General features: G+C 67.8%; 20 protein-coding genes and 7 pseudogenes. 16 read left to right on the top strand and 11 right to left on the bottom strand.

All coding sequences use genetic code 11. The features are described 5' to 3' along the window. Positions 1-11: 11 nt before the first annotated feature. From AB0D12_RS36770 to AB0D12_RS36760, 3 genes and pseudogenes are all read left to right on the top strand, one after another. Positions 12-130: pseudogene (locus tag AB0D12_RS36770) on the top strand (IS5/IS1182 family transposase); the annotation flags it as partial. After that, a pseudogene (locus AB0D12_RS36765) lies at positions 123-371 on the top strand (IS5/IS1182 family transposase); the annotation flags it as partial. The pseudogenes AB0D12_RS36770 and AB0D12_RS36765, both read left to right, overlap by 8 nt. Before the next feature lie 256 nt (positions 372-627). Then, on the top strand, positions 628-1,101 hold the full coding sequence (locus AB0D12_RS36760; protein ID WP_362693114.1) for a VOC family protein: 474 nt from the start codon (positions 628-630) through the stop codon (positions 1,099-1,101). A gap of 205 nt (positions 1,102-1,306) precedes the next feature. On the opposite strand, the gene AB0D12_RS36755 is transcribed toward AB0D12_RS36760, so the two are convergent. After that, on the bottom strand, positions 1,307-1,750 hold the full coding sequence (locus AB0D12_RS36755) for a GNAT family N-acetyltransferase (protein WP_362693159.1): 444 nt from the start codon (positions 1,748-1,750) through the stop codon (positions 1,307-1,309). Positions 1,751-2,186: 436 nt separating this feature from the next. Here AB0D12_RS36755 and AB0D12_RS36750 point away from each other — a divergent pair, with 436 nt between their 5' ends. From AB0D12_RS36750 to AB0D12_RS36735, 4 genes and pseudogenes are all read left to right on the top strand, one after another. Further along, positions 2,187-2,612, top strand: a complete 426-nt coding sequence (locus AB0D12_RS36750) for a hypothetical protein (RefSeq protein ID WP_362693111.1) — start codon at positions 2,187-2,189, stop codon at positions 2,610-2,612. Continuing rightward, positions 2,609-3,457 (top strand): YwqG family protein, encoded by an 849-nt coding sequence (locus AB0D12_RS36745; RefSeq protein WP_362693108.1) that lies wholly within the window; start codon positions 2,609-2,611, stop codon positions 3,455-3,457. Before AB0D12_RS36750 ends, AB0D12_RS36745 begins: the two co-directional genes overlap by 4 nt. A 518-nt stretch (positions 3,458-3,975) precedes the next feature. Continuing rightward, positions 3,976-4,353, top strand: a complete 378-nt coding sequence (locus AB0D12_RS36740) for a cupin domain-containing protein (protein WP_362693105.1) — start codon at positions 3,976-3,978, stop codon at positions 4,351-4,353. Between the two features lie 76 nt (positions 4,354-4,429). Continuing rightward, positions 4,430-4,631, top strand: a pseudogene (locus AB0D12_RS36735) (hypothetical protein); the annotation flags it as partial. A gap of 605 nt (positions 4,632-5,236) precedes the next feature. On the opposite strand, the gene AB0D12_RS36730 reads toward AB0D12_RS36735, so the two are convergent. Next, positions 5,237-6,976: a VanW family protein gene (locus AB0D12_RS36730; RefSeq protein WP_362693102.1), complete on the bottom strand. Its 1,740-nt coding sequence runs from the start codon at positions 6,974-6,976 to the stop codon at positions 5,237-5,239. Positions 6,977-7,298: 322 nt separating this feature from the next. Here AB0D12_RS36730 and AB0D12_RS36725 point away from each other — a divergent pair. Beyond that, positions 7,299-7,418 (top strand): annotated as a pseudogene (locus AB0D12_RS36725) (oxidoreductase); the annotation flags it as partial. Between the two features lie 396 nt (positions 7,419-7,814). Here the strand turns inward: AB0D12_RS36725 and AB0D12_RS36720 are convergent. Next, positions 7,815-8,165: an extradiol dioxygenase gene (locus AB0D12_RS36720; protein WP_362693100.1), complete on the bottom strand. Its 351-nt coding sequence runs from the start codon at positions 8,163-8,165 to the stop codon at positions 7,815-7,817. Positions 8,166-8,502: 337 nt separating this feature from the next. On the opposite strand from AB0D12_RS36720, the gene AB0D12_RS36715 reads away from it, so the two are divergent. Next, a complete protein-coding gene (locus AB0D12_RS36715) occupies positions 8,503-8,901 on the top strand; it encodes a DUF6221 family protein (protein WP_362693097.1) in 399 nt (132 codons plus the stop codon). A gap of 420 nt (positions 8,902-9,321) precedes the next feature. Here AB0D12_RS36715 and AB0D12_RS36710 read toward each other — a convergent pair whose 3' ends face one another. Together AB0D12_RS36710 and AB0D12_RS36705 are read right to left on the bottom strand one after the other, a co-directional pair. Further along, a complete protein-coding gene (locus AB0D12_RS36710) occupies positions 9,322-10,440 on the bottom strand; it encodes a PP2C family protein-serine/threonine phosphatase (RefSeq protein WP_362693094.1) in 1,119 nt (372 codons plus the stop codon). A gap of 401 nt (positions 10,441-10,841) precedes the next feature. After that, positions 10,842-11,192, bottom strand: coding sequence for a hypothetical protein (locus AB0D12_RS36705; protein ID WP_362693091.1), 351 nt, complete (start codon positions 11,190-11,192; stop codon positions 10,842-10,844). Between the two features lie 199 nt (positions 11,193-11,391). On the opposite strand from AB0D12_RS36705, the gene AB0D12_RS36700 reads away from it, so the two are divergent. After that, a complete protein-coding gene (locus tag AB0D12_RS36700) occupies positions 11,392-11,595 on the top strand; it encodes a helix-turn-helix domain-containing protein (protein WP_362693088.1) in 204 nt (67 codons plus the stop codon). 68 nt (positions 11,596-11,663) lie between these two features. Here AB0D12_RS36700 and AB0D12_RS36695 read toward each other — a convergent pair whose 3' ends face one another. Beyond that, positions 11,664-12,122 (bottom strand): hypothetical protein, encoded by a 459-nt coding sequence (locus AB0D12_RS36695; protein ID WP_362693156.1) that lies wholly within the window; start codon positions 12,120-12,122, stop codon positions 11,664-11,666. An 84-nt stretch (positions 12,123-12,206) separates the two neighbouring features. Here AB0D12_RS36695 and AB0D12_RS36690 point away from each other — a divergent pair. After that, positions 12,207-12,376, top strand: a pseudogene (locus tag AB0D12_RS36690) (IS5/IS1182 family transposase); the annotation flags it as partial. Between the two features lie 121 nt (positions 12,377-12,497). Here the strand turns inward: AB0D12_RS36690 and bla are convergent. Next, on the bottom strand, positions 12,498-13,439 hold the full coding sequence (gene bla / locus AB0D12_RS36685) for a class A beta-lactamase (RefSeq protein ID WP_362693085.1): 942 nt from the start codon (positions 13,437-13,439) through the stop codon (positions 12,498-12,500). 152 nt (positions 13,440-13,591) lie between these two features. Here bla and AB0D12_RS36680 point away from each other — a divergent pair. Continuing rightward, positions 13,592-13,939, top strand: a pseudogene (locus AB0D12_RS36680) (site-specific integrase); the annotation flags it as partial. 395 nt (positions 13,940-14,334) lie between these two features. Here AB0D12_RS36680 and AB0D12_RS36675 read toward each other — a convergent pair. Both AB0D12_RS36675 and AB0D12_RS36670 read right to left on the bottom strand, forming a co-directional pair. Beyond that, positions 14,335-14,895 (bottom strand): hypothetical protein, encoded by a 561-nt coding sequence (locus tag AB0D12_RS36675; protein ID WP_362693082.1) that lies wholly within the window; start codon positions 14,893-14,895, stop codon positions 14,335-14,337. A gap of 143 nt (positions 14,896-15,038) precedes the next feature. Continuing rightward, on the bottom strand, positions 15,039-15,509 hold the full coding sequence (locus AB0D12_RS36670) for a GNAT family N-acetyltransferase (RefSeq protein ID WP_362693079.1): 471 nt from the start codon (positions 15,507-15,509) through the stop codon (positions 15,039-15,041). Between the two features lie 325 nt (positions 15,510-15,834). On the opposite strand from AB0D12_RS36670, the gene AB0D12_RS36665 reads away from it, so the two are divergent. Continuing rightward, positions 15,835-16,557, top strand: a complete 723-nt coding sequence (locus AB0D12_RS36665) for a hypothetical protein (protein ID WP_362693077.1) — start codon at positions 15,835-15,837, stop codon at positions 16,555-16,557. 15 nt (positions 16,558-16,572) lie between these two features. Here the strand turns inward: AB0D12_RS36665 and AB0D12_RS36660 are convergent, their stop codons facing one another. After that, positions 16,573-16,899 carry a nuclear transport factor 2 family protein gene (locus tag AB0D12_RS36660; RefSeq protein ID WP_362693075.1) on the bottom strand — a complete coding sequence of 109 codons (327 nt, stop codon included), beginning with the start codon at positions 16,897-16,899 and terminating at the stop codon, positions 16,573-16,575. 32 nt (positions 16,900-16,931) lie between these two features. Here AB0D12_RS36660 and AB0D12_RS36655 point away from each other — a divergent pair. From AB0D12_RS36655 to AB0D12_RS36645, 3 genes and pseudogenes are all read left to right on the top strand, one after another. Further along, a pseudogene (locus AB0D12_RS36655) lies at positions 16,932-17,165 on the top strand (transposase family protein); the annotation flags it as partial. Between the two features lie 220 nt (positions 17,166-17,385). Next, the gene (locus AB0D12_RS36650; protein ID WP_362693072.1) at positions 17,386-18,186 is read left to right on the top strand and encodes a transposase; all 801 of its coding nucleotides are present in this window, start codon (positions 17,386-17,388) and stop codon (positions 18,184-18,186) included. Then, entirely contained in the window at positions 18,149-18,511 is a 363-nt protein-coding gene (locus AB0D12_RS36645) for a transposase (RefSeq protein WP_362693069.1), read from the top strand. The genes AB0D12_RS36650 and AB0D12_RS36645 overlap by 38 nt, the downstream gene beginning before the upstream one ends. A 15-nt stretch (positions 18,512-18,526) precedes the next feature. On the opposite strand, the gene AB0D12_RS36640 is transcribed toward AB0D12_RS36645, so the two are convergent. After that, positions 18,527-19,030: a hypothetical protein gene (locus AB0D12_RS36640; protein ID WP_362693066.1), complete on the bottom strand. Its 504-nt coding sequence runs from the start codon at positions 19,028-19,030 to the stop codon at positions 18,527-18,529. Positions 19,031-19,093: the final 63 nt, after the last annotated feature.

Here is a 19,093-nt window from a genome sequence, read left to right as displayed (position 1 = left end):
GCTCACTGGCCGTCGAACGGACCATCGCTGGCTGATGAACGCCCGTCGCAACGCCCGCGATCACGAACGGCTGCCCCAGCACTCTGAAGCTGACCTCAACTGGACACTCATCACCGTGATGAGTGCGCAAGGAGGGCATCCGGCACGTGATCCCGGAGAAGAGGGACCACAATGCCGCCCGCCTGCACAGGGGTTCACGCGGCGGACGGCCGCCCGGCTTCGACAAGGACCGGTACAAGGATCGCAATACGGTGGAGCGGGCCGTCGGAAGGCTGAAACAGTTCAGAGCCGTGGCAACCCGCCACGACGAGCGCGGATACGTCTACCTCGGCACCGTCACTGCCGCCCTCCTCATCTGGCTCCGCTCGTGACCGAAGCGACGGATTCCAACGGTCACTTGCGGCCGGAGCACGGCCGAGGAATCGCGTTGCCCAGCCCATGATGGGCCACTAGGGTCGGTGGGGTGACTGCCGGGTCGGCCATGGGCCATGCACGAGTGAGGTTCCCGGCCTCGGCGTGAGCGCGAGGCGGGCAAGAGGCCCGCCCATTTCTCCGCGTCTTTGCTTCCGGCGCCCGCGTACGGCGCCCCGTCCCAGCATTTCCCAAAGACCCGGAGACACACCACCGATGCCATACGACCAGCAGTACCCGCACGAAACCGAGCTGTCGGCGGCCGCCGTCCAGCTGAACCACACTGCCATCTACGCCAGAGACCGGCACCTGTCGGCCGAATTCATCGCCGCGATCCTGGGGCTGACGGTCAGTGCTCCGTTCGGGCCGTTCCTGCCCGTCGACCTCGGCAACGGCGTGACGCTCGACTACTACGAGAAGCGGGACGAGCCGATCCAGTCGCAGCACTACGCGTTTCTCGTGCCCGACGCGCAGTTCCACGCCATGATCGCCCGTCTGGAGGCGGTTGGGGTCACCTACTACGCCGACCCCAGCCACACCGAACCCGGCCAGATCAACCGTCTTTTCGGCGGTCACGGCGCGTACTTCGACGACCCGGACGGCCACAACATGGAGATCATGACTCGGTCCGCCCCTAGCAGGCCGCCTGGCGGCGGTCCAGACGATCCGGGTTCGGTCCCGGTGACGTAGCGTCATCTGCCCGGCGCCGGGCTGCCGTCCTCGCTTCCTGCCTCGCCGGCGCTGCGGCGCGGACTCGCAGCGCGCGGTCCACGGCGCGCCCAACTCCTCGACCAGACCACCAAGGTGGGAGCAGGGGATGCCGGTGAAGGCAGGATGCGACAATGCAGCACGGACCCGTACGGATAACGCACCCCATGAACACCTACAGTCCTCTTCACGCTCCGAGGGCGCCCGGACGCGGCAATCGCACCATGTAGATGTCGATCGGGTCCTGAACCTCCACAGTGAACCCGTGGCGCTCGTACAGCCGCCGGGCGGCGCTACCCTGCAGGACGTTCAGGCGGACGAGTACGCCGTCGACATCGGTCCGGTCCAGCAGTGTTCGCAGGACAGCCGAACCGAGCCCTTGTCCCTGGATACCTGGGGCGAGATAGAAATGCTCCAGCCACAGCCCCTCCTCGGCCGGCCGCAATGTGACGCAGCCCGCGAAGGCGGCATCAGCCAAGACGACCGACGTGTGCTGCGGGGAGAAGGAATCCCGCAGCCGCTGCCGGACCCGATGCTCGTCGAACCGACCCAACCGCTCCAGGTCCGGGCGCATCACCATGGCCCGCAGCTGCGCGATCGCCTCGACATCTGCTGGTTCCGCCGGGCGCATGGCCCATTCCATGGGCCGGTCAGACTTGAAGCCAGGCACCACCTGGCCCGCCTGTATCTCGTCAGCCTCGGTTCTCGCATCCACGGCTGGATTATGTCAGTGGGCCGCTGTGACGACGTGCGCAGCAAGATCGATCACCGGCCACTCACGAGCAGTCCTTGTCGCGCACCACGTCGCCTGCTCTTGCGCGCCTCCTTGAGCGGGAGGTGGAAACGCGGACGGTAGATCATCCTGCTCCTCTCACCGACGCTGCCGAACCCACGGCCGGCCCTGACCGCGCTCGCCGCCCGTGCCGGGCTCTGGACCACCAGCGGCTCGCCCTGCGCAGCGCCGCCTCCCCCTGCGAGCTGGACGAACTGTTCGTCACCCTCATCCCCGGTCGGCCGCCGCGCTCCTGGCCCAACTCAAGGAGCTGCTGCGCTCCCGCCGAGCCCCGGTGCTGGTCGCCCGCAGGCTCGGCGACTGGGGCGTGACGGACGCCGAACTGACCAAACTCCTCGACCCCGCCGCCGACGACGCCGACGGTGAACTCGCCGTCGCTGCGGCGGTCTCCGCAGCCCGCGTGGGCGGCTCCACAGCGCCCGCGGTCGCCCTTCTCGAAGTGCAGTTGGCTGGCCGCACCCTGGACACCTGGCAGCCTGCCGACTGGAGGACACTCCCGACTGGCCCGGCCGCCGCGCCGCTGCTGCCGCTCGTCGAGGGGTTCCGCGACGCCGCGTGCGAGTGGACCCGGATGCACGCCGCCGAGGCGCACCGCATCACCCGCGACCCCGAGGGTGCGGGCCGGAGGCTGGGCGTGAGCTGCGGGCTCACGAGGCGGACGGTCCGTTGTCAGTGGGTCCGTGCATCATGGGCCCCATGACACAGAGCACGGTCAACGCGCTGCACACGCTCGCCCGCGAGCACCTGCCCGGCGACATCGCCGAGCGGTGGATCGGCCTGCTGCGTCCGGGCCTGCGCCTGGAGAAGGCCACGGGTACGGATCCAGCCGTCGGCCGGCTCGGCGGCCTGCCGGAGCTACCGGAGACCGGGGAGTGGCCTGTGTGGGAAGGGCACGGCCCGCTCTCCTTCATCGCTTCACTCGACTGCGCCGCGCTCCCCTCCGCCGCCCTTGACATCGCCCTGCCGCCAGACGGCACATTGGCCTTCTTCTACTTCGACGGACAGCTGGACGAAGGCTGTGCGGTGGTCGCGCCCCATGAGCCCGACAGCTGGGCGGGAGCGCGCGTGGTGTACGTACCGGCGGGCGTCCCCGTCACCGAGCGGGCGGCGCCGGAAGGGATTCAGCCGTACCCCGAGGTACCACTGACGGCGCGCGTGGAGACGACGGCACCGTACCTCTGGCACCCGGTGGTCTACCGGGAGTTCGCGCCGATGCCCGACGACCACCCGGTGTGGGACGAGGACTTCCAGGAGGCACTGTGGGACCACTCCGGGGGCACGGAGCACCGCGTCGGCGGCCACGCGAACCCGGTGCAGGACGAGGTGGAGGCCGAAGTCGCCCGCGGCGCCCTGGGCGGCCCGCCGTGGACTGACCCCCGCATCAAGGACGAGGCCCTCCGCTGGGTGCTGCTCGCTCAGTTCGACACGGATGACGACGCCGACATGATGTGGGGCGACTGTGGTGCCCTCTACTGGCTCATCCGTCCCGAAGACCTGGCCGAACGCCGCTTCGATCGCGCAATGTTCACCTGGCAGTGCGGCTGACACGAATCCACCCGCCGCCGTGGCCGACCGGTGCGTCAGCCCCCGTCGTGCTGCCGGATGAACGGGCATGACCGCGCGGCCAACGTCCTCCGCAGGTTGGGCAGTTCATGCTGGTGTCCCGGATGCTGCCCGCGACAAGCTTCGGCGCCGGTAGCAACGGCTCGATCAGCGACCACAGTTCATCAGAGACGATCCACGGACGAGACTCCCTCTTCCCCACGACCAGAACAACGAGCAGACGAGCCGACAGCCACACCCATCGCCGCTTCTGTGAGGACCTCTAAGCGCGACGGTCCGGCCCCGGTGCTCCTTCACCCTGGACGAGCCCGGCGAAGCGATGGGTCAGTGGTGGGAGAACCCGAAAAGTAACCTGCCGGCACCAGCGCAGCGCTTGCGGTCGGCGTCGGCTCGGCGGCCGACCACGACTGGGACGTGCCTGAGACGACGCGCCGACCGGCGACTACGCCGGGCACGGTCGCCGCGCACCGCAGGTCTCCCGCCCGCTAAGGTGACGCGCCATGACGACCTTTGAACACTCAGCTGCCGGGCCCACTTCCCCTTCGTTCACTGTGCACATTCCGGACGCCGACCTTGAGGTCGAGCCGCTCGACCCCGATCAGATCGTCTCCGGGGAGCCGGTCGTTACCGGCAGGGTCCTGTGGGAGTCCGAAGACGGCAAGCAGCTGCGCGGCATCTGGCAGATCACGCCGGGCGTGGTCACCGACACCGAGGCCAATGAACTGTTCGTCGTCGTGAGCGGGCGCGCCACCATCGAGGTCGAGGGCGGCGACACGCTGGAGGTCGGGCCGGGGGACGCGTGCGTCCTGCGCGAGGGGGACCGTACGACGTGGACGGTGCACGAGACGCTGCGCAAGGCGTACCACATCAGCTTGTGAGGCCCCGCGCGCGGCGAGGTCGCCGCAGGAGGCCAGGCGCCCACCGCATCCCCGCCCGTTCCCCCATGAACGCCTAGCGACCTCCACCGCGGTCGACGCCTGCCCGATGTGCCATGGCCTGGGCAGGGTGCACCGCGCCACCGAGGAACTCGTGGTCCCGGACCCGTCGCTGAGGATCCGGGAGGGCGCGATCGCCGCCTGGCCGGGGGCCCGGCAAGAGCCTGCGGGACGTGACGCAGACCCTCGGCTACGACATCGACCGGCCGTGGCGGGAACTGTCGCAGAAGGGCCGGAGGACGGTTCTCGTTCAACGTGGCCGGAGGCCGGTGCGAGACCTGCCAGGGCGAAGGCTTCGTGGCCGTGGAGCTGCTCTTCCTGCCCGGTACGTACACGCCCTGCCCGCACTGCCACGGCGCGTTTCTACAACGGGGAGACGCTGCAGGTCCGTTACCGGGCGCGGAACGTCGCCGAAGTGCTCGGATGGTGGTCAGCCGACGGAGTCCATGAAACTCAGCATTTGGACATTGATCTGCTCTGCGTGGTCAATCTGCGGTCCGTGACCGGTGTTTGAACTCGATGACTATCCTGCCGAGTGGAGTGAGGGGTCGGAGAGGTTCAAACTCGAAGCTGTATGCCCAGAGCAAGTGATGGACAGCGGAGCGGACTTGAGGCCCCATCACGAACAGGGCTTCAGGCGGCGACGATGTCGCGGGGAGGCGTAGGAGGGGCCGATACCGCCGCGCTCAGGGGATGCCTCGATGTCGCCTTGACCGCGTAGCACCAACCAACCCTCAACTCGACGCCGCCCTGCCATTGAGCTGACAGGCCGGACCGTGGCCCGACAGGCACGGCGCGCTTGCCGTGCGGACCCAGCGGATTCGAATCAGCCGAGGGGGGCGCGGTCGCTCGTTGCCGTTGCCGTTGCGCGCGATGCGTCCGATCGTCCCGCCGCCGCTGCGGTGGCCGGTTCCTCCGGGGTGCACGTGACCTTGTCGCGAGGCGTGTAGTGGGTCTTGAAGTCTTCGCGCTTGATTTCCCGGCCGTCCTGCACGAAGACGCGGCCGACGGAGACATCGAACCCTTGGAGTGGGCTCTGGACTTCGCACTCCGGGCCGCTGCCTGTGCGCGTGCCCGGCGGCTTGATGTTGGTGCGCGGCCCCTTGGTCGCACGTATCTCGTCGTACTTCTTCGTGCCCAGGAAGGTGATGGTCACCGACGTGTCAGTGGATTCGGCCTTGATGTAGAGGGCGTGACCAGAATCGTTGATCCAGCGGAGGTCGAGGGTGCCCCACGCGACTGTGGCCTCGCGGCCCTCGGGGTAGCGCTCGATGTAGAAGGAGTGGGCGCCGTGCTCCATGGGCTTGACGCCCGCGAAGAACATGGCGTTGAACATGGTGGTGGCGACTGCGGAGACGCCGCCGCCGGGCGACTTCACGAACTGACCATTGTTGATCATGATGCCGTCGACGAAGCCGTTGTCCTTCGTGCGCTCGCCGACCGTGCGGTTGAAGCTCCACTCCTGTCCGGGGAGGACAACCGAGCCGTTGATGAGCTGCACCGCACGGCCGATGTTGGTGCTGCGGTAGGGGGCGGCCGGGAACGCGACGGTGAAGGAGGAGACCTTCTCCTTGATGCCGAGCCGCTGGGCCGATGCACTCGTGAGCTTCGGCTGGACCGCTGCGGAGGCGATCTCGCCGGTGCGGGCCGGGCCGGAGCGGGTCAGCAGGGGCATCACGGCCTCGCCGAGCGCCTTCGCGGTGACATGCCGCCCGACACCGCCGTCCTGGGCCACCACCACGCGGTCGTCGGCGTCGAGACGGAGCATGGCGTCCCGAGGGCCCTGGGAGGCGCCCCGCACCGGGCGGGAGACAGCGGGGTCGGCGAACAGCCCCTTGGAGTCGAGGCTCGGCACGAGGCGGTTTCGGCTGTCGGGCTTCATCGTCAGATGCTTGCCGAGCGTGACGGGGGCCATGGCTATGCGTTTGTCGGCGAGGGTCAGCATGACGGGGCCGGACATCGCGGGCTGGGCGAACTCATTCATGGCTTGCTCGGTCTCGTGCGGGCCGATGCGCGGCTGCATCTGCCTCACCGGTATCGCGACGGGGGTGGCATGCGTCGTGTGGAGGTAGCCATGGCGGATGGTGTCCAGGGCCTTGTCCGCGATCACGGTGACGCCGGTGACCGGAGCGACGGCCTTCGCTCTGCCCTTCTCGAACAATATGGCCCCGTCACGCACCTGCCGCTTGGCGGCCGCGGCGATACGGTCTATTCCCGCGCGGCTCTTGTGCTCGTCCACACGTAGCACCGGCTCGACGTCCCGGCCGCCGGAGGCGAGGAGCCTGCCGATCGCTGTCACCGGGTCGGATCCTGCGCTCCCGGCACGGTCGACGGTCGCTGCAGTGTCGAAGGACAGCCCGAGCGCGCCGGGATCGGCCTTCTCGATACGGTCACCGATCTTCAGCGCGACCGGTGCCGCGAAGACCGGCCCGAGCTTGCGGTGCAGGACCCGCTGGGCCTCCGCTCGGCCCATTCCGCCGATGTCGACACCGCGCACCCTTGTGCCCTCGGCGATGTCGTCACCGGCCACGAGCCCAGCGACGTAGAGGCCACCCAATCCGAGCACGACAGCCCCACCTGCGACAGGCAGAACCATCCGCCAGTTGACGGTTCTGCTGCGTGCGCGTCCCATGTCTCTCCCTGTAGCGCCGACGGGCCGGAAAGGTGCGTTTGGCCAGCCAGAGCCAGACCTGCACAAGCGAATTCGCACAGAATAGTCCACAAAATAGACGAAATCGGGTAAATGTAATTTCCGTCACGATTGAGGAAAATGCATGGTCGAGTCGGACCCGGGAAGTCGCCCTCAACACCCCCGGAGCCCGCGAGCTGATCGACAACCTCACGGACAACGCCGGCCTCACGGCCGATCCGCGGCGCATCGCGATTGGATGCGCCGACGGTCGCCGCACAGGATCGGGTCAGCCTCCGGAGCCCGAAGCACCACGAAGGGGGTCCTGCGCGGGATCGACCTGACCGGAAAGCTCGCGATCGTCACCGGCGGCTACTCGGTGACACCGCAGTGCCGTCAAATCCTGTGAGCATCCGCGAACTCGTCGATCGCCAACTGCTGCTGAATCTCGTCAACAAACGCTGTCGCCGAAAAACTCGTCAACATCACCCGGCCGTGGATCTGGATGCCTCCCAGACCCGTGCACAGCTGCCGTCACGAATCAGGTTCTGGCTCAAGTTCTGTTGACCGGCGTCATCGAAGCTAGTCGGTCGCGGCTCCTTGACCTGCGGCGATTAAGTTCGATGACACAACGTCCGAGCGACGCGCGATGGGCCGAAACTGATACGAACCGCAACGAACGCAACCGATGCGGACGGCCTCCCTGTTTGTGGCGGCGCCACCGACGCTCCGCAGCTGCCCTGAGATTCGTCACCCTGAGTTGAGCGCTGTGGAGTCACAGGCTGTGGGCGATGGGGTGTAGCGGTTCGTACAGCGGGAGTTCGGCGCCGCTGGGGAGCCGGATCGCAGTCAGTTTGCCCCAGCGCTGTTCGCTGACCGGGCGGGTGATCTCGACCCCCTGCGCGCGGAACTCGCCGAGCTGGGAATCAAGGTCGTCGCACATCAGGAAGAACTCGTGCTGGGGCGGGCCGTCGGTCGGGTGCACGGCTACCTCGGCCGGGGGCAGCTTGAAGATGAGCCAGCCGCCGCCCGCGTTGACGCCGGGAAAGTCGAGGACATCACGGATGAAGGCGCGGTCCGCCTCGGCGTCCTGGCTGTAGAGGATGACATGTGCACCGCTGATCATGGCTGGCTCCTGCCCGTCGACGTGCTGGCGGTCGTTTCCCCGGCATCCTGGCACGCAGATCACGCACTCCAGAAGCAAACCCCCGCATGACCCACTCAAGCTTGACGAAGCAAATAGAGACACCCCTCACTCCCCTGCCCTGCTCCCCTCTTGGTCGGCCAGCCGCCTGCGTGACCGGTCGCCAGCGCCCAGCGGGCAGTGCCGCAGGTCTGTCGGCCTCGCGGTCCGCCGTACGCCGGCGGCGGGGAGCGGCTGCGGACTGGATCACGAGGTCCGAGGTCCCCCAGAATGACTGCGCAGTCCCCGCATAACCCGTCACGAGAGGAAGCGCCGTCGCATGGCCGGCAACGCAGACATGGTGTCCTTCATCGAAGCGCGGCTTGCCGAGGAGGAGCAGGTCGCGTGGGACGCCGGCGGCACGAGCTGGAGGTGTCCGGCGGATGTTCCAGGAGAGGTCCACGACAGAACCTCCGGTATAGCGTTCACGGTGAGAGGAGCCGGCTACGACCGGCACATCGCACTACAGGATCCGGCTCGTACGCTGGCCCGCATCGAGACCAGTCGCGTCCTGCTCGGCGAGTACGTGGAGGTGGCGGACCGGGACGCCGACCGGCCGGACGACGACTTCGCCTCCGGCCGTGCCGTCGGACTCGGCTTCGCGGTGCGGCAGCTGGCCGCCGAGTACGCCTGGCACCCCGGCTACAAGGCGAAATGGCTCCCCCGGTTCATCCGGTAGCGCTCGTAACAGGTGTGCGGAGTCGAGCGGTGATGAGGTCCTGGCGAGGTGGACGGCCGTCTCGGACGGTGCCTTCCCCGCACGAGGCGCAGGGGCCGGCCGGGTCGGCCAGTCTTCCGGGCGGGGAAGCCAGAACTCCGCGATGTGGGGGCAGCTCGGGACGGGGTGAGGACAGTCCCTGCGTCCACGCGTTCTTGTCGAGCTGGTGTCTGGTGAGGGCAGGCACGGCAGAAGCAGAAGGGGAACATGGGCCGGGCGAGGGCCTCGTCTGCCGTGCGAGGCGGCGAGGTTGATGCAGCCCCGGCACAAACGCCGGGTTCCGGGGACATCGCAAGGGACCATCGGCCGCCACGGTCCCCGGCGGTGGCGGTCGCTGCTTGGCCGGAGTTTCGCGGCGGACGCCCCACCGCTTCCAGCCAACTACTCTGGGTGCTCCTGGGCCCGGGTGTTCAGGCACCGCACGGCGAGGGCCGCGATGTCGTCGTCGAGCCTGCCGCCGCTGTAGTGGAGCAGGTCCCGGTGAAGCCGGTCGAGCAGCTCGCGGGGCGGCGCCGGGTCTTGCCGCCGCATCCAGTCCGGCAGCGGGAAGAACTCGCCAGTGCGGTCCCGGGTCTCCGTTACGCCGTCGGTGTAGAGCAGCAGCTGGTCGCCCGGGGCCAAGGCGACGGTGTCGACAAAGTAGCGGTCTCCGATGAGCGTCGCGAGGTTGAGGGGCGGCGAGGGGGTGGTGGGCTCCAGGACACGGATCTCCCCGCGGTGCACGAGCAGCGGCGGGGGGTGCCCGCAGTTGAGAAGTCTGACGTGGCCGCTGCCGTGCGGGATCTCGGCGAGAATAGCGGTAGCAAAGCGCTCCGGCAGGTCCTGGGCGGGGAACGCGTTGCTGTGGCGGGTGATGCTGGTCTCCAGGCGATGGACGATGCCCCTCAGGTCGGGCTCGTCGTACGCGGCCTCCCTGAAGCAGCTGATCACCGCCGCGGCTGCCCCCACCGCGGGCAGGCCCTTGCCGCGTACGTCGCCGATGAGCAGCCGGACCCCGTACGGCGTGTCGGCCGCCTCGTAGAAGTCGCCGCCGATCCGGGCCTGCTCTTGGGCCGCCAGATACAGCGACTCGATCTCGACGCCCGCGATGCGGCGGGGCAGGGGGCGTAGCAGCACCTTCTGGGCTGCATCAGCGACGAGCCGGACGTGGAAGAGTGTCTCCTCCCGCTGGAGTCGGACATGGCTTGCATATGCGGCCGCCAAGGTGACCGCGGCGATCGCCGCCGCCGTGTATGGCGTCCCCAGGTCGGTGTAGAAGAAGCTGAGGCCGATCATGACCAGCAGGCAGAACGTCCCCAGCAGGATCGTGGGGAGCACGGGCCACATCGCAGCGGCGAGGGCGGGTGCAGCAGGCAGGAGGCGGCTGAAAGCGATCTGCCTCGGTGTGGAGAATGCCAGGCCGGCGATGAGGACGGTAAGGATCACGGGTGAGAGCCGGGCAGCGTCCCACCGGCCGCCGTAGGGAAGACGACGGCTCCGGCGCCGTCCGGACGTGATCACAAAGGTCATCATATAGATCTGAAACGGATATCGAGCTCAAAGGGATCATGCACTCATCTTGATCTTTGACCTCCGCTGTCCTCTGCCACCGAGCTTGGACCGATCGCCGTTGAACTCGGACCGGACGCTGAGGGACGGAGGAGGAAGCCAGCTATTGCGTTCTCGCCGTGGCACTCAGCGGACCACGAACGCTTGCAGACAAGCGGCTCCGGGATAGCGACGCCGACGCGGAAGCAGGGCCGGAGGCGGGCAGTCGCGGAGGGGGCCAGCGGGGGGAGGGAGCGGGGCGCTGGGCCTTGCGGACCGAGTCCGATGGCGGCGCGACCTCGACCACGAGAGAAGAACCCGTTTATCCCCCCGCTGAGCACGACCAGAACACCACTCGATCCAAGTGATACTGCCTACGCGGAGTGCTCGACGTACTCGAAGATGACCCCGCCGGGGTGTCGCACGGTGGCGTTGCGCCCGGTCGGAACCTGGTTCGGGCCGGAGACGATCTCCCCGCCGTGCGTGTCCAGGAGCTTCTTCAATCCGTCCAGATCGTCGACGAGCACCGTGCTCTGGACGTCCCGATATGGAGCAAGCGCCTTCTCGGTGCCCGCAAGGAGCAGGAAGCCGCCGATGCTCGCGACTTCCACGTCGCCGTAGGGGAACCGCATCCGGGTGTCCTGGCCCGTCAGGTCGCGCAGGGCCGGAAGCGCGCGGTCCATGTCATCCACGTACAGCCGGGCCAGCGTCGCCAGCACCTTCATGCCCACCCTCTAAGATCATTTCGATGATCTCGAAATCTTGAACTGATGGCCATGCTAGTTGCAGGCCCGAGGCGGAGAGACGTGCGCACTCCGAGTCAGCCCAAGCCCGCAGACTTCGACCTGGGCGGCCGTGCTGCATGCCCTCGGTGCCCCCGCGCGTCAGGAGCTACTGCGGTGCCTGGCGGCAAACGGTGAAGTCATGTGCAGCCCTGAAGGGATCACCGTTCCGCGCTCCACGCTGTCGAACCACTGGCGGATCCTGCGCGAGGCGGACATTACCTCCACGCGCACCAGCGGCAAGACTCGCCTGGTGTCCCTACGCCGGGCCGAACTCGAGGCCCGCTTCCCCCACTTGCTCAGCGCCGTCCCGGCCGAGGTCACCCAATCCTCCACGGACTCCTGAACCCGCTGCCCCAGCGAATTCCCGTCGGTCTGCCTGGCGCTGAGGCTTCGTGACGTCGGCTTCCCCCCTCACCCGCCAGACGTACCTCCCCCGCCGCGGTTGCCATGAGAGCCGGAGCGCAGCGCAAGGGCGCACCATATGGCCGCCGCCGTCAGCGCGGCCCCAGCCATCACACCCAGCACTGGTGCCTCCGGCCGCCAGCCCAGCGAGAGCCGGGTGCCCAGGATGGTGAGCACGGCCGCGATCCCCCCCGGGGCATAGACCGGCACCCTGGCGGCGGCAGCCCGCAGTGCGGCTGCCGCCGCCAGGCCGGTCGCGGTCCAGGCGACCAGATACGGCCAGAGTGCCCCCGGAGCGGCGGACGGCAGCCCATACTCCTCGGGGCCGATACGGAACAAGGCGCCGGCCCAACCCAGGCCCACCCCGAGGACGGTGATGACCACCACCCACAAGGCGTGGCGCCACAGCGGGCCCGGCCGCACGGCCCCTTCGTAGTCGTCAGAGCTGGAAGGGTCGAGAAGTTCGATCACGGCCAGAAGGACGCGGCCTCGCGGCCACACGTTGCCCCCGAAGGAGAGATCATGCAACCGATGTGTTCGCGGCGGTCCTGGGACCTCAACATCGACTCCACCGTCTGCCGTGCCCACCAGCACGCCGCAGGAGCGAGGAAAATGGGGACTTGCAGAACTTGCAGAAGGAGCCGCCCGGCGGCGTCGCCACCGAGCCCGACGACCACGGCCTCGGACGTTCGCGCGGCGGCCTGACCACCAGGCTGCACCTGGCCGTCGAGCAGGGACAGAAGCCCATGTCGCCCGATATGACGAGCTTGCCGTGCGCTACGAGGCGACCGTGGTGGTCGCAGCCCTCAACGAGTGCCTGTGACCAGCACTTCCGTACCAACCCTAGATAAGTGCCGCCGCCAGCAATGCGGCGGTCCTGGCCACCAGCTGATGATCGGCCGACGCGTCTTCCTCGTGTTTGGTCGTCAGGACGGCCATCACGATCGGTGCGCCGTCCGGCGGCCAAGTGATGCCCACGTCGTTGTTGCCGCCGTACCTCCCGCCACCGGTCTTGTCGGCCACAATCCAGTCGGCGGGAAGGCCGGCGCGGAATCTGTCGCCGCTGGTCGTGTTGGCGAGCAGCCAGCCGGTGAGCCGTTCCCGGTCCTGGGATGTGAGCGCGTCGCCGAGCGTGAGGCGCGCGTAGGTCCGGCCGATGACGCGGGGGGTGGTGGTGTCGGTCACGCGCCGTGGTTCCGCCGAGTTGAGTTCGGGCTCCCATCGATCGAGCCGGGTCTTGCCGTCCCCGATCGAGCGGCAGAAGCGGGTGATGGCGGTCGGTCCCCCCAGCTCGCGGAGCAGCAGGTTTCCCGCGGTGTTGTCGCTGTGGCAGATGGCGGCGTCACACAGCTCCGCGACGGTCATGCCGCCTGCGAGGTTCTCGGCCTTGCCGGTGATCGGGGAGTAGCCCGACTTCTCGACGTACTCTGCGGCGTACCGGATGCGCTTGACCAGGAACTCGCCGTCGTGGTCGAGGTCGCGCAGAACGGCCGCGGCGGCGATCGTCTTGAACAGCGAGCACATCGGGAAGCGTTCGTCCGCGCGGTACGCCACCATCCTGCCCGTGCGCATATTGCGGGCGAACACGCCCAGACGGGCGCAGTGTTGCTGCTCGAGCTCCCTCAGCCTCGAGGTGATGCCGTCATCCCCGCCGGGTAAGGCGTATGCCGTCCCGCCGAGGGGCAGGGCGACGGAAAGTGCCGTGCCGGCGCCGAGAGCGAGTGCGATGCGGCGGGAGGGGCGTGGTCCTGTGGTGGGCAAGGCGTTCCCTTCTGAGGCGATCATGACGTACTTCAACACGCGCTGGCGGCCAGGCTGGTTTCGCTGCGGGTGTGACCGTCCTGGCGCAGCGCCGGTGGGCTGCGTGCCATACGGACCGTGGGACGGGGCCTACGAAAGGGGCATGTGACCAACGCTCTCGCAACAGGCCCTAACCTCACCGCCGCACCGGGCCAGGGAAGGTCGTCAGTCCTCGGGACGTGTGCCCGGACACCGGCTTCGCCCGGCTTTCATGCGGGCAGGCCCGCGCGCTGTCCGACGAGCACACAGCCGTGCGCGGGCCGGGCACGGGCTGGGACCTGCACGAGTACCACCGCTCCTCCTTGACCCATCTCGGCGAGCAGGGCGCGTCGCTGCTGATGCTCATGGCGAAGTCCCGGCACAAGAAGCCGGAGAACGTACGCCGCTACTTCAAGCCCGCCCCGGAGGCCATCGCCGAGCTCACCAGCCTGCCTGCCCCGGCGACAGCAGGCGCTGAGGTCGCTGTGCCCACAGTCGATCGTTGAGCAGTACTGGCTTCGTACGCCTACCGCCAGAGCTTCATCCGGGGCGGGCAGAAGACTTGACCACCGGCCACGGCAAGTACCTGCTGAGTGTCAAGGACTACACCCCGTAGGCCCACGCGGCTTTCACGGACTTGATCCGTCACCGAGTCGAGCTCGACGTCCACCATGCATCGCTATACGGCGGTGAGAAGTTCGTAGCCCGCGCCCCCCACGCAGTCTCCGCCGGAATCTCCCCCGGCCTGCTCGGCTGCATCGACACCCGTACCCGCCCCATACGACGACGTCGGCCTTCAAGACCACAACCGGACCCTGAAGGCCGACGTCACGCAAGGCCCGAATTGACTAACCAACAGCGTCAGGGGCTTGAAGTCTCCCGGGCCGCAGGCGTCTCCCGCTCAGTGACTCTCGCCTGGCCCCATCCGGAAGAGTGCAATCTCCGTCTTGCCACTGTGGAACTGGCCGTCGCCCATGGGCTCCAGGGCGACCGCGAGCCAGCGGCCGTCGTTCGGTGACCAGGCGAGTTCGTCGATGAACGTCCTGAACTGGTGGCCCAGGATGATCTTCTTGTCGGCCATCCGCCAGATGCACAACTCGTGAGGCCGGTTCTCGCCGAACTCCGGATAGCTCAGCTTCCGGCTGAAGCTGCCGATCGCCAGGTAACTCCCGTCCGGGTTGGAGGCGAGCTCGAACAACCGCTCCGATGCGTCCATGACCTTGTCGACCGCCTCGCCCTTCGCCGGGTCGATCACGTACAGGTTCTCCTGCGCGCCGAGGAACAGCCGAGAGGAGTTACCGGAGAAGGCGTGGCACTGGATCGGGTCCCAGCCACCGGCATGGGACAGCTGCCGGTAGGGCGCACGCTTCTCCCCGTGCAGGTCGAAACCGCCCTCGCCCGCGTCGTTCGGCGCGTCCTCGGCCGTCCAGCTGTCGCCGTTCAGCGGGAACCACCACGACATCCAGCTCGAACTCCTCACCGGTCGCCTCCAGGGGGCAGCGAGCGTTTGTCGGTGAGGACCAGGAGCAGTTGGCGATCAGTCCGCCCGAGGACGCAGGTGAGAGTCTTGCGCGCGGCTGGTTGCCTGGTGCGGCGGGGCGCCTGTCACGGACGCCAGTACAGCGAGGGATCTGGGTGGTCGGCGAAGCTGAGCGCACGGTAAAGAGGTTCACCGTCGGGAGAGGCATACAAGTCCACTCGGGCCACCTCGCGTTCCCGGAACCAGTCGAGCAGGCCCTGCATGATCGCGCGGCTGTGGCCGCGCCGTCGGTACGCCGGATCGGTGACCACGCCGATTACGTGTCCGATCCGGCCGTTGCGCAGGTGCGGGCCGGGCAGCCGTTGTTCGATGGTGCCGATGCCGCAGGCGGCGAGGCCGTTGTCGCCGTGCACAACGAGGATCCGCACGGCGTCCGCTGCCACCTGTTCCTTCAGCACCGCGGCAAGGGTGTCCCGCCAGTCGTCGTCTGCTGATGAGGGGGTGAAGAAGTCGCCGCCGAGGGTGTCAAACAGCAACGCCCGCATGCGTACGAGCTCCGCGACGTCATCCTCCACCGCCTGCTGCACAAGTGACATGTAATAAGCATAGAGTGGATTAGGGGCTTACGTCGACCTGGTTTGAGATGGTGCCGTCGATTGACTTGCGGTACTGGAGGTTCGGAAGTGGGCTCTCAACACACGAAATGGAGTCAGCGGCTGGGCAGGTGAGCGACAGTCGGCAGTATGCGGCTGTCCGGGGGGCGGCGTGGGACATGCCGCTGACCAGCCCGGACAGCGCGGGCCTGTCCGGGACAGCCCCCTGCCCTTGTTCCGCCCCGCCGAACACCAGCATGCTCCTGGCATTCCGACGGACATCTCCGTCGGCCCACTCCCCAAGCTCCAGCGAAAGGTGTGTACAAGCATGCGCAGGACTGCGTTACGAAGCACGGCAGGCGGGGCACTGGCGGTATTGGCGCTGATGGCCGCGACCACTCAGGCGGAGGCGAAGGTGGCCGACCGCGGCTGGTCGGCGAGCAACAGCTTCGCCCGCGGCAGCGGCTATATCGACGAGAACAACAACGGCTTCAGCGTCAGCGGCTCAGTGACCGACTACGTCAGCAACCCGTCGACGTCATATGTCTACGTGAGCTGGCAGGAGTACAACCACGGCGCCTGGACGACCTTCAACCGCCAGGCCAGTGGACACGCGACGAACAGCTCGACGGCCGGCATCTCGCTCTCCCGAACCACACCGTACGACGTACGCCGCATTCAGGTGACGGTCTGCACCTCGGCGGGCAATGCAACTGGTACTGCGGCAGCCCCGGTTAATACTGCAAGACCGTGGCCGCTGAGACAGCAGAACGGCCGGGCGTTGCCGGAGGAGACAGGGCACGGTTGCCCGACCGGATCCAGCAGCAGCCGCGTACCTGCGACAGGGACACCGGACGAGGTGCTCGATGACGTGCGTGAGTACGTCATCGAGCACCTCGGCACGCTGATTCTCACCCTGGTGAGCGGGTACGTCTCACTGGCGGTCCTCGTTGATCCCACTCGATGCCTGGCTCGCTCCCCCGCGGCCCGCCGTTGGCCTGACACCAAAAGGAGTCAGGGGCTGGACACGGGAGCGAGGGTCGGCACGTAAGGCACGACGAAGCCGTTACTGTGCTGGCCATCCGATCGCGTTGAAGACTGCGACGGGGTCCAGGTAGTCGCGCCAGTGCGTGACTTTGCGGTCCTTGATTGTGATCACAGAGACGAAGTGGTTGTCGTAGGTCCGCCCGGTTTGGACTGCCTGCCCGTGCACCGCGTACTCAAGCACGATCACCGACGCCTCGTGATCCCGGTGAACGGCCAGTTCGTCTGCGCTCCGCAGGACCATGGTGCTGCCGTAGCCGCGGTACAGCTCGGCCACGGCCCGGCGTCCCTCAACCCGTCGCGGGTATCCGGGAACGGAAATCACGTAGTCGAGGTTGGCGTCCTGCATACAGGATCGTTTCCCTGCGGCATTTCCTGTTCGTGAGCCTTTGCGCGATCAAGGATGTGCTGTTCCCCGGCCTCGGCGTCGAGTTGAAGCGACTGATCGTGGAACCGCAGCTTGTAGTCCTGGAGGCGGCGGCATGCGGTCGGCCGCCGCGCTGTCCGGACTGCGGAGACCGGGGACGTCGGGTCCACTCCACCTACTGGCGGGGACTCGCGGAACTGCCCGTGGCCGGGCGGAAGTTGTTGGTACGGCTTCGGGTACGGCGGTTCTTCTGCGAGCGCAATCGGTGCGAGCGCCGGACCTTCGTCGAGCAGGTGGAGGGTCTGAGTGAGCGCCGTCGGCGGTACAGCCTCCGGTTGAAGCGGTGGCTGCGGTCGATAGCGACCGAGCTCGGCGGCCGGGCAGGCGAGCGACTGTGCCGCAAGATCAGTCTCGCGGCCGGTCGGACCCGCCTGCTGGAACTCCTGGGAACTCCTGGAAGCTCCGAATGTGCCCGAACGCGCGCCGAGGGTGCTGGGCGTGGACGAGTTCGCGTTCCGGCGCGGGCGCCGCTACGGAACGATCCTGATCAACGTGGAGACCGGCCGTGTCGTCGACGTGCTGCCCGACCGGACCTCAGAGACCTTCGCCACCTGGCTGACCGCGCACCCCGGCGCGGAGATCATCTGCCGCGACCGTGCGAGCGCCTACACGAAGGCCGTCAAGGACGCAGTCCCGGACGCCCTGGAGATCGCGGACCGCTGGCACCTGCTCCAGAACCTGTCCGCCGCGGTGGAGAAGACCTGCCATCAGCACCGGCCCTGCTTAAAGAAGCACGCAGAACGGGTGAGCGAGCACCCGGTTCAGATGCCGCTGCTGGACGCACTACCGACCACGCGCATCGTCCAGCGGGTCCTGCACCACCACGCCGAAGTCACACGCATGGTCGCCGACGGCTACCCACTCAGCGACATCGCCCACCGTCTCGACCTCGACCGCAAGACGGTCCGCCGCTACCGCGACACCAGCCTGGACCAACTCCTCAACAGTGCCCGCGACCGCCGCCCCGAGCAACTGGACACCTTCAAGCCGTACCTGCAGCAGCAGTTCGCCGCGGGTCACCTGCGGACGGACGCTTTTCCAGCAGATCCGCGAGCGCGGATTCCGCGGCGGCTACTCGACACTCACCGGCTACCTGCGCACCTTGCATGCCGGCACGGCCCCGTCCGCACCTCCCGAGATCCCGAGCCCGCGCCGGATCACCGCATGGATCATGCGGAACCGCGACCGCCTCAGCGCCGAGGAGATTGAGCAACTCGACCAGGTCCGCCTCGCCTGCCCGGACATCGCGCGGGTCTGCGACCTCGCCCGATCCTTCACCGACCTGGTCCGCAACCGCCGGGGTCAGCTGCTTTCCGACTGGATTCGCCAGGCTGAACAGTCCGGCCTCGTCTCTGTCGCAAAGTTCGCCGCGTTCCTCCGTCAGGACCTCGACGCAGTCACCGCCGGACTGACCCTCGAATGGAGCTCCGGCATCGTCGAGGGCCACGTCAATCGCGTGAAAACGATCAAGAGGGCGATGTATGGACGGGCATCGTTCCGGCTCCTCCGGATACGCATCCTCACCCGGCCGTGATGGAGCCCATGTGACCTACTGCCACAGGTCCGCGCCGTCGCGACCACTTGGGTCCATCGCCAGCAGGTCCTCGTGAAGACCCGAGAGGAGGCGACCGGTAGGAGAACCGTCCTCACCAGACTCCATGACCACCCAGCCGACATCCATACCGGACACGTTCACGTCCCCGCCGCAATCGAGCTCGTCCACCGCAGCGAAGACGGCTTCGTAGGCAACGGCCCTAGCCAGGAGCACCAGGTCGTCCTTGTCCGCCCCCGCATCCAGCAGGCGCCGAGCCGCCGCCACTTGTTCCAAAGCTCCCGGGCCTGCCCAGCAGTCGATCGCACCACGCCACAGGGAACGGAGCAGCACGGAGCGTGCCAGCTGCGGCAGGTTCTCATCGACCTCCGACCTCGCCCAATCCGGCGCATCAGCCGCACCGAGAGCCTCGAATTGCGTCCGAAGGGACTCCGCCGCGGCCCGCTTCGACGGAGCAAGTCCCGACAGCCACGACTGCCATGTCACCTCGACATCATCCATCGCACCAGGATGCCCCACCAGCCACCCACACCGACAAGATCAACAGTTCACGCAAGCGCGGTC

It is taken from the genome of Streptomyces sp. NPDC048479, assembly GCF_040651435.1.
Lineage (GTDB): Bacteria > Actinomycetota > Actinomycetes > Streptomycetales > Streptomycetaceae > Streptomyces.
This window is presented reverse-complemented; position numbering and strand designations above follow the sequence as displayed.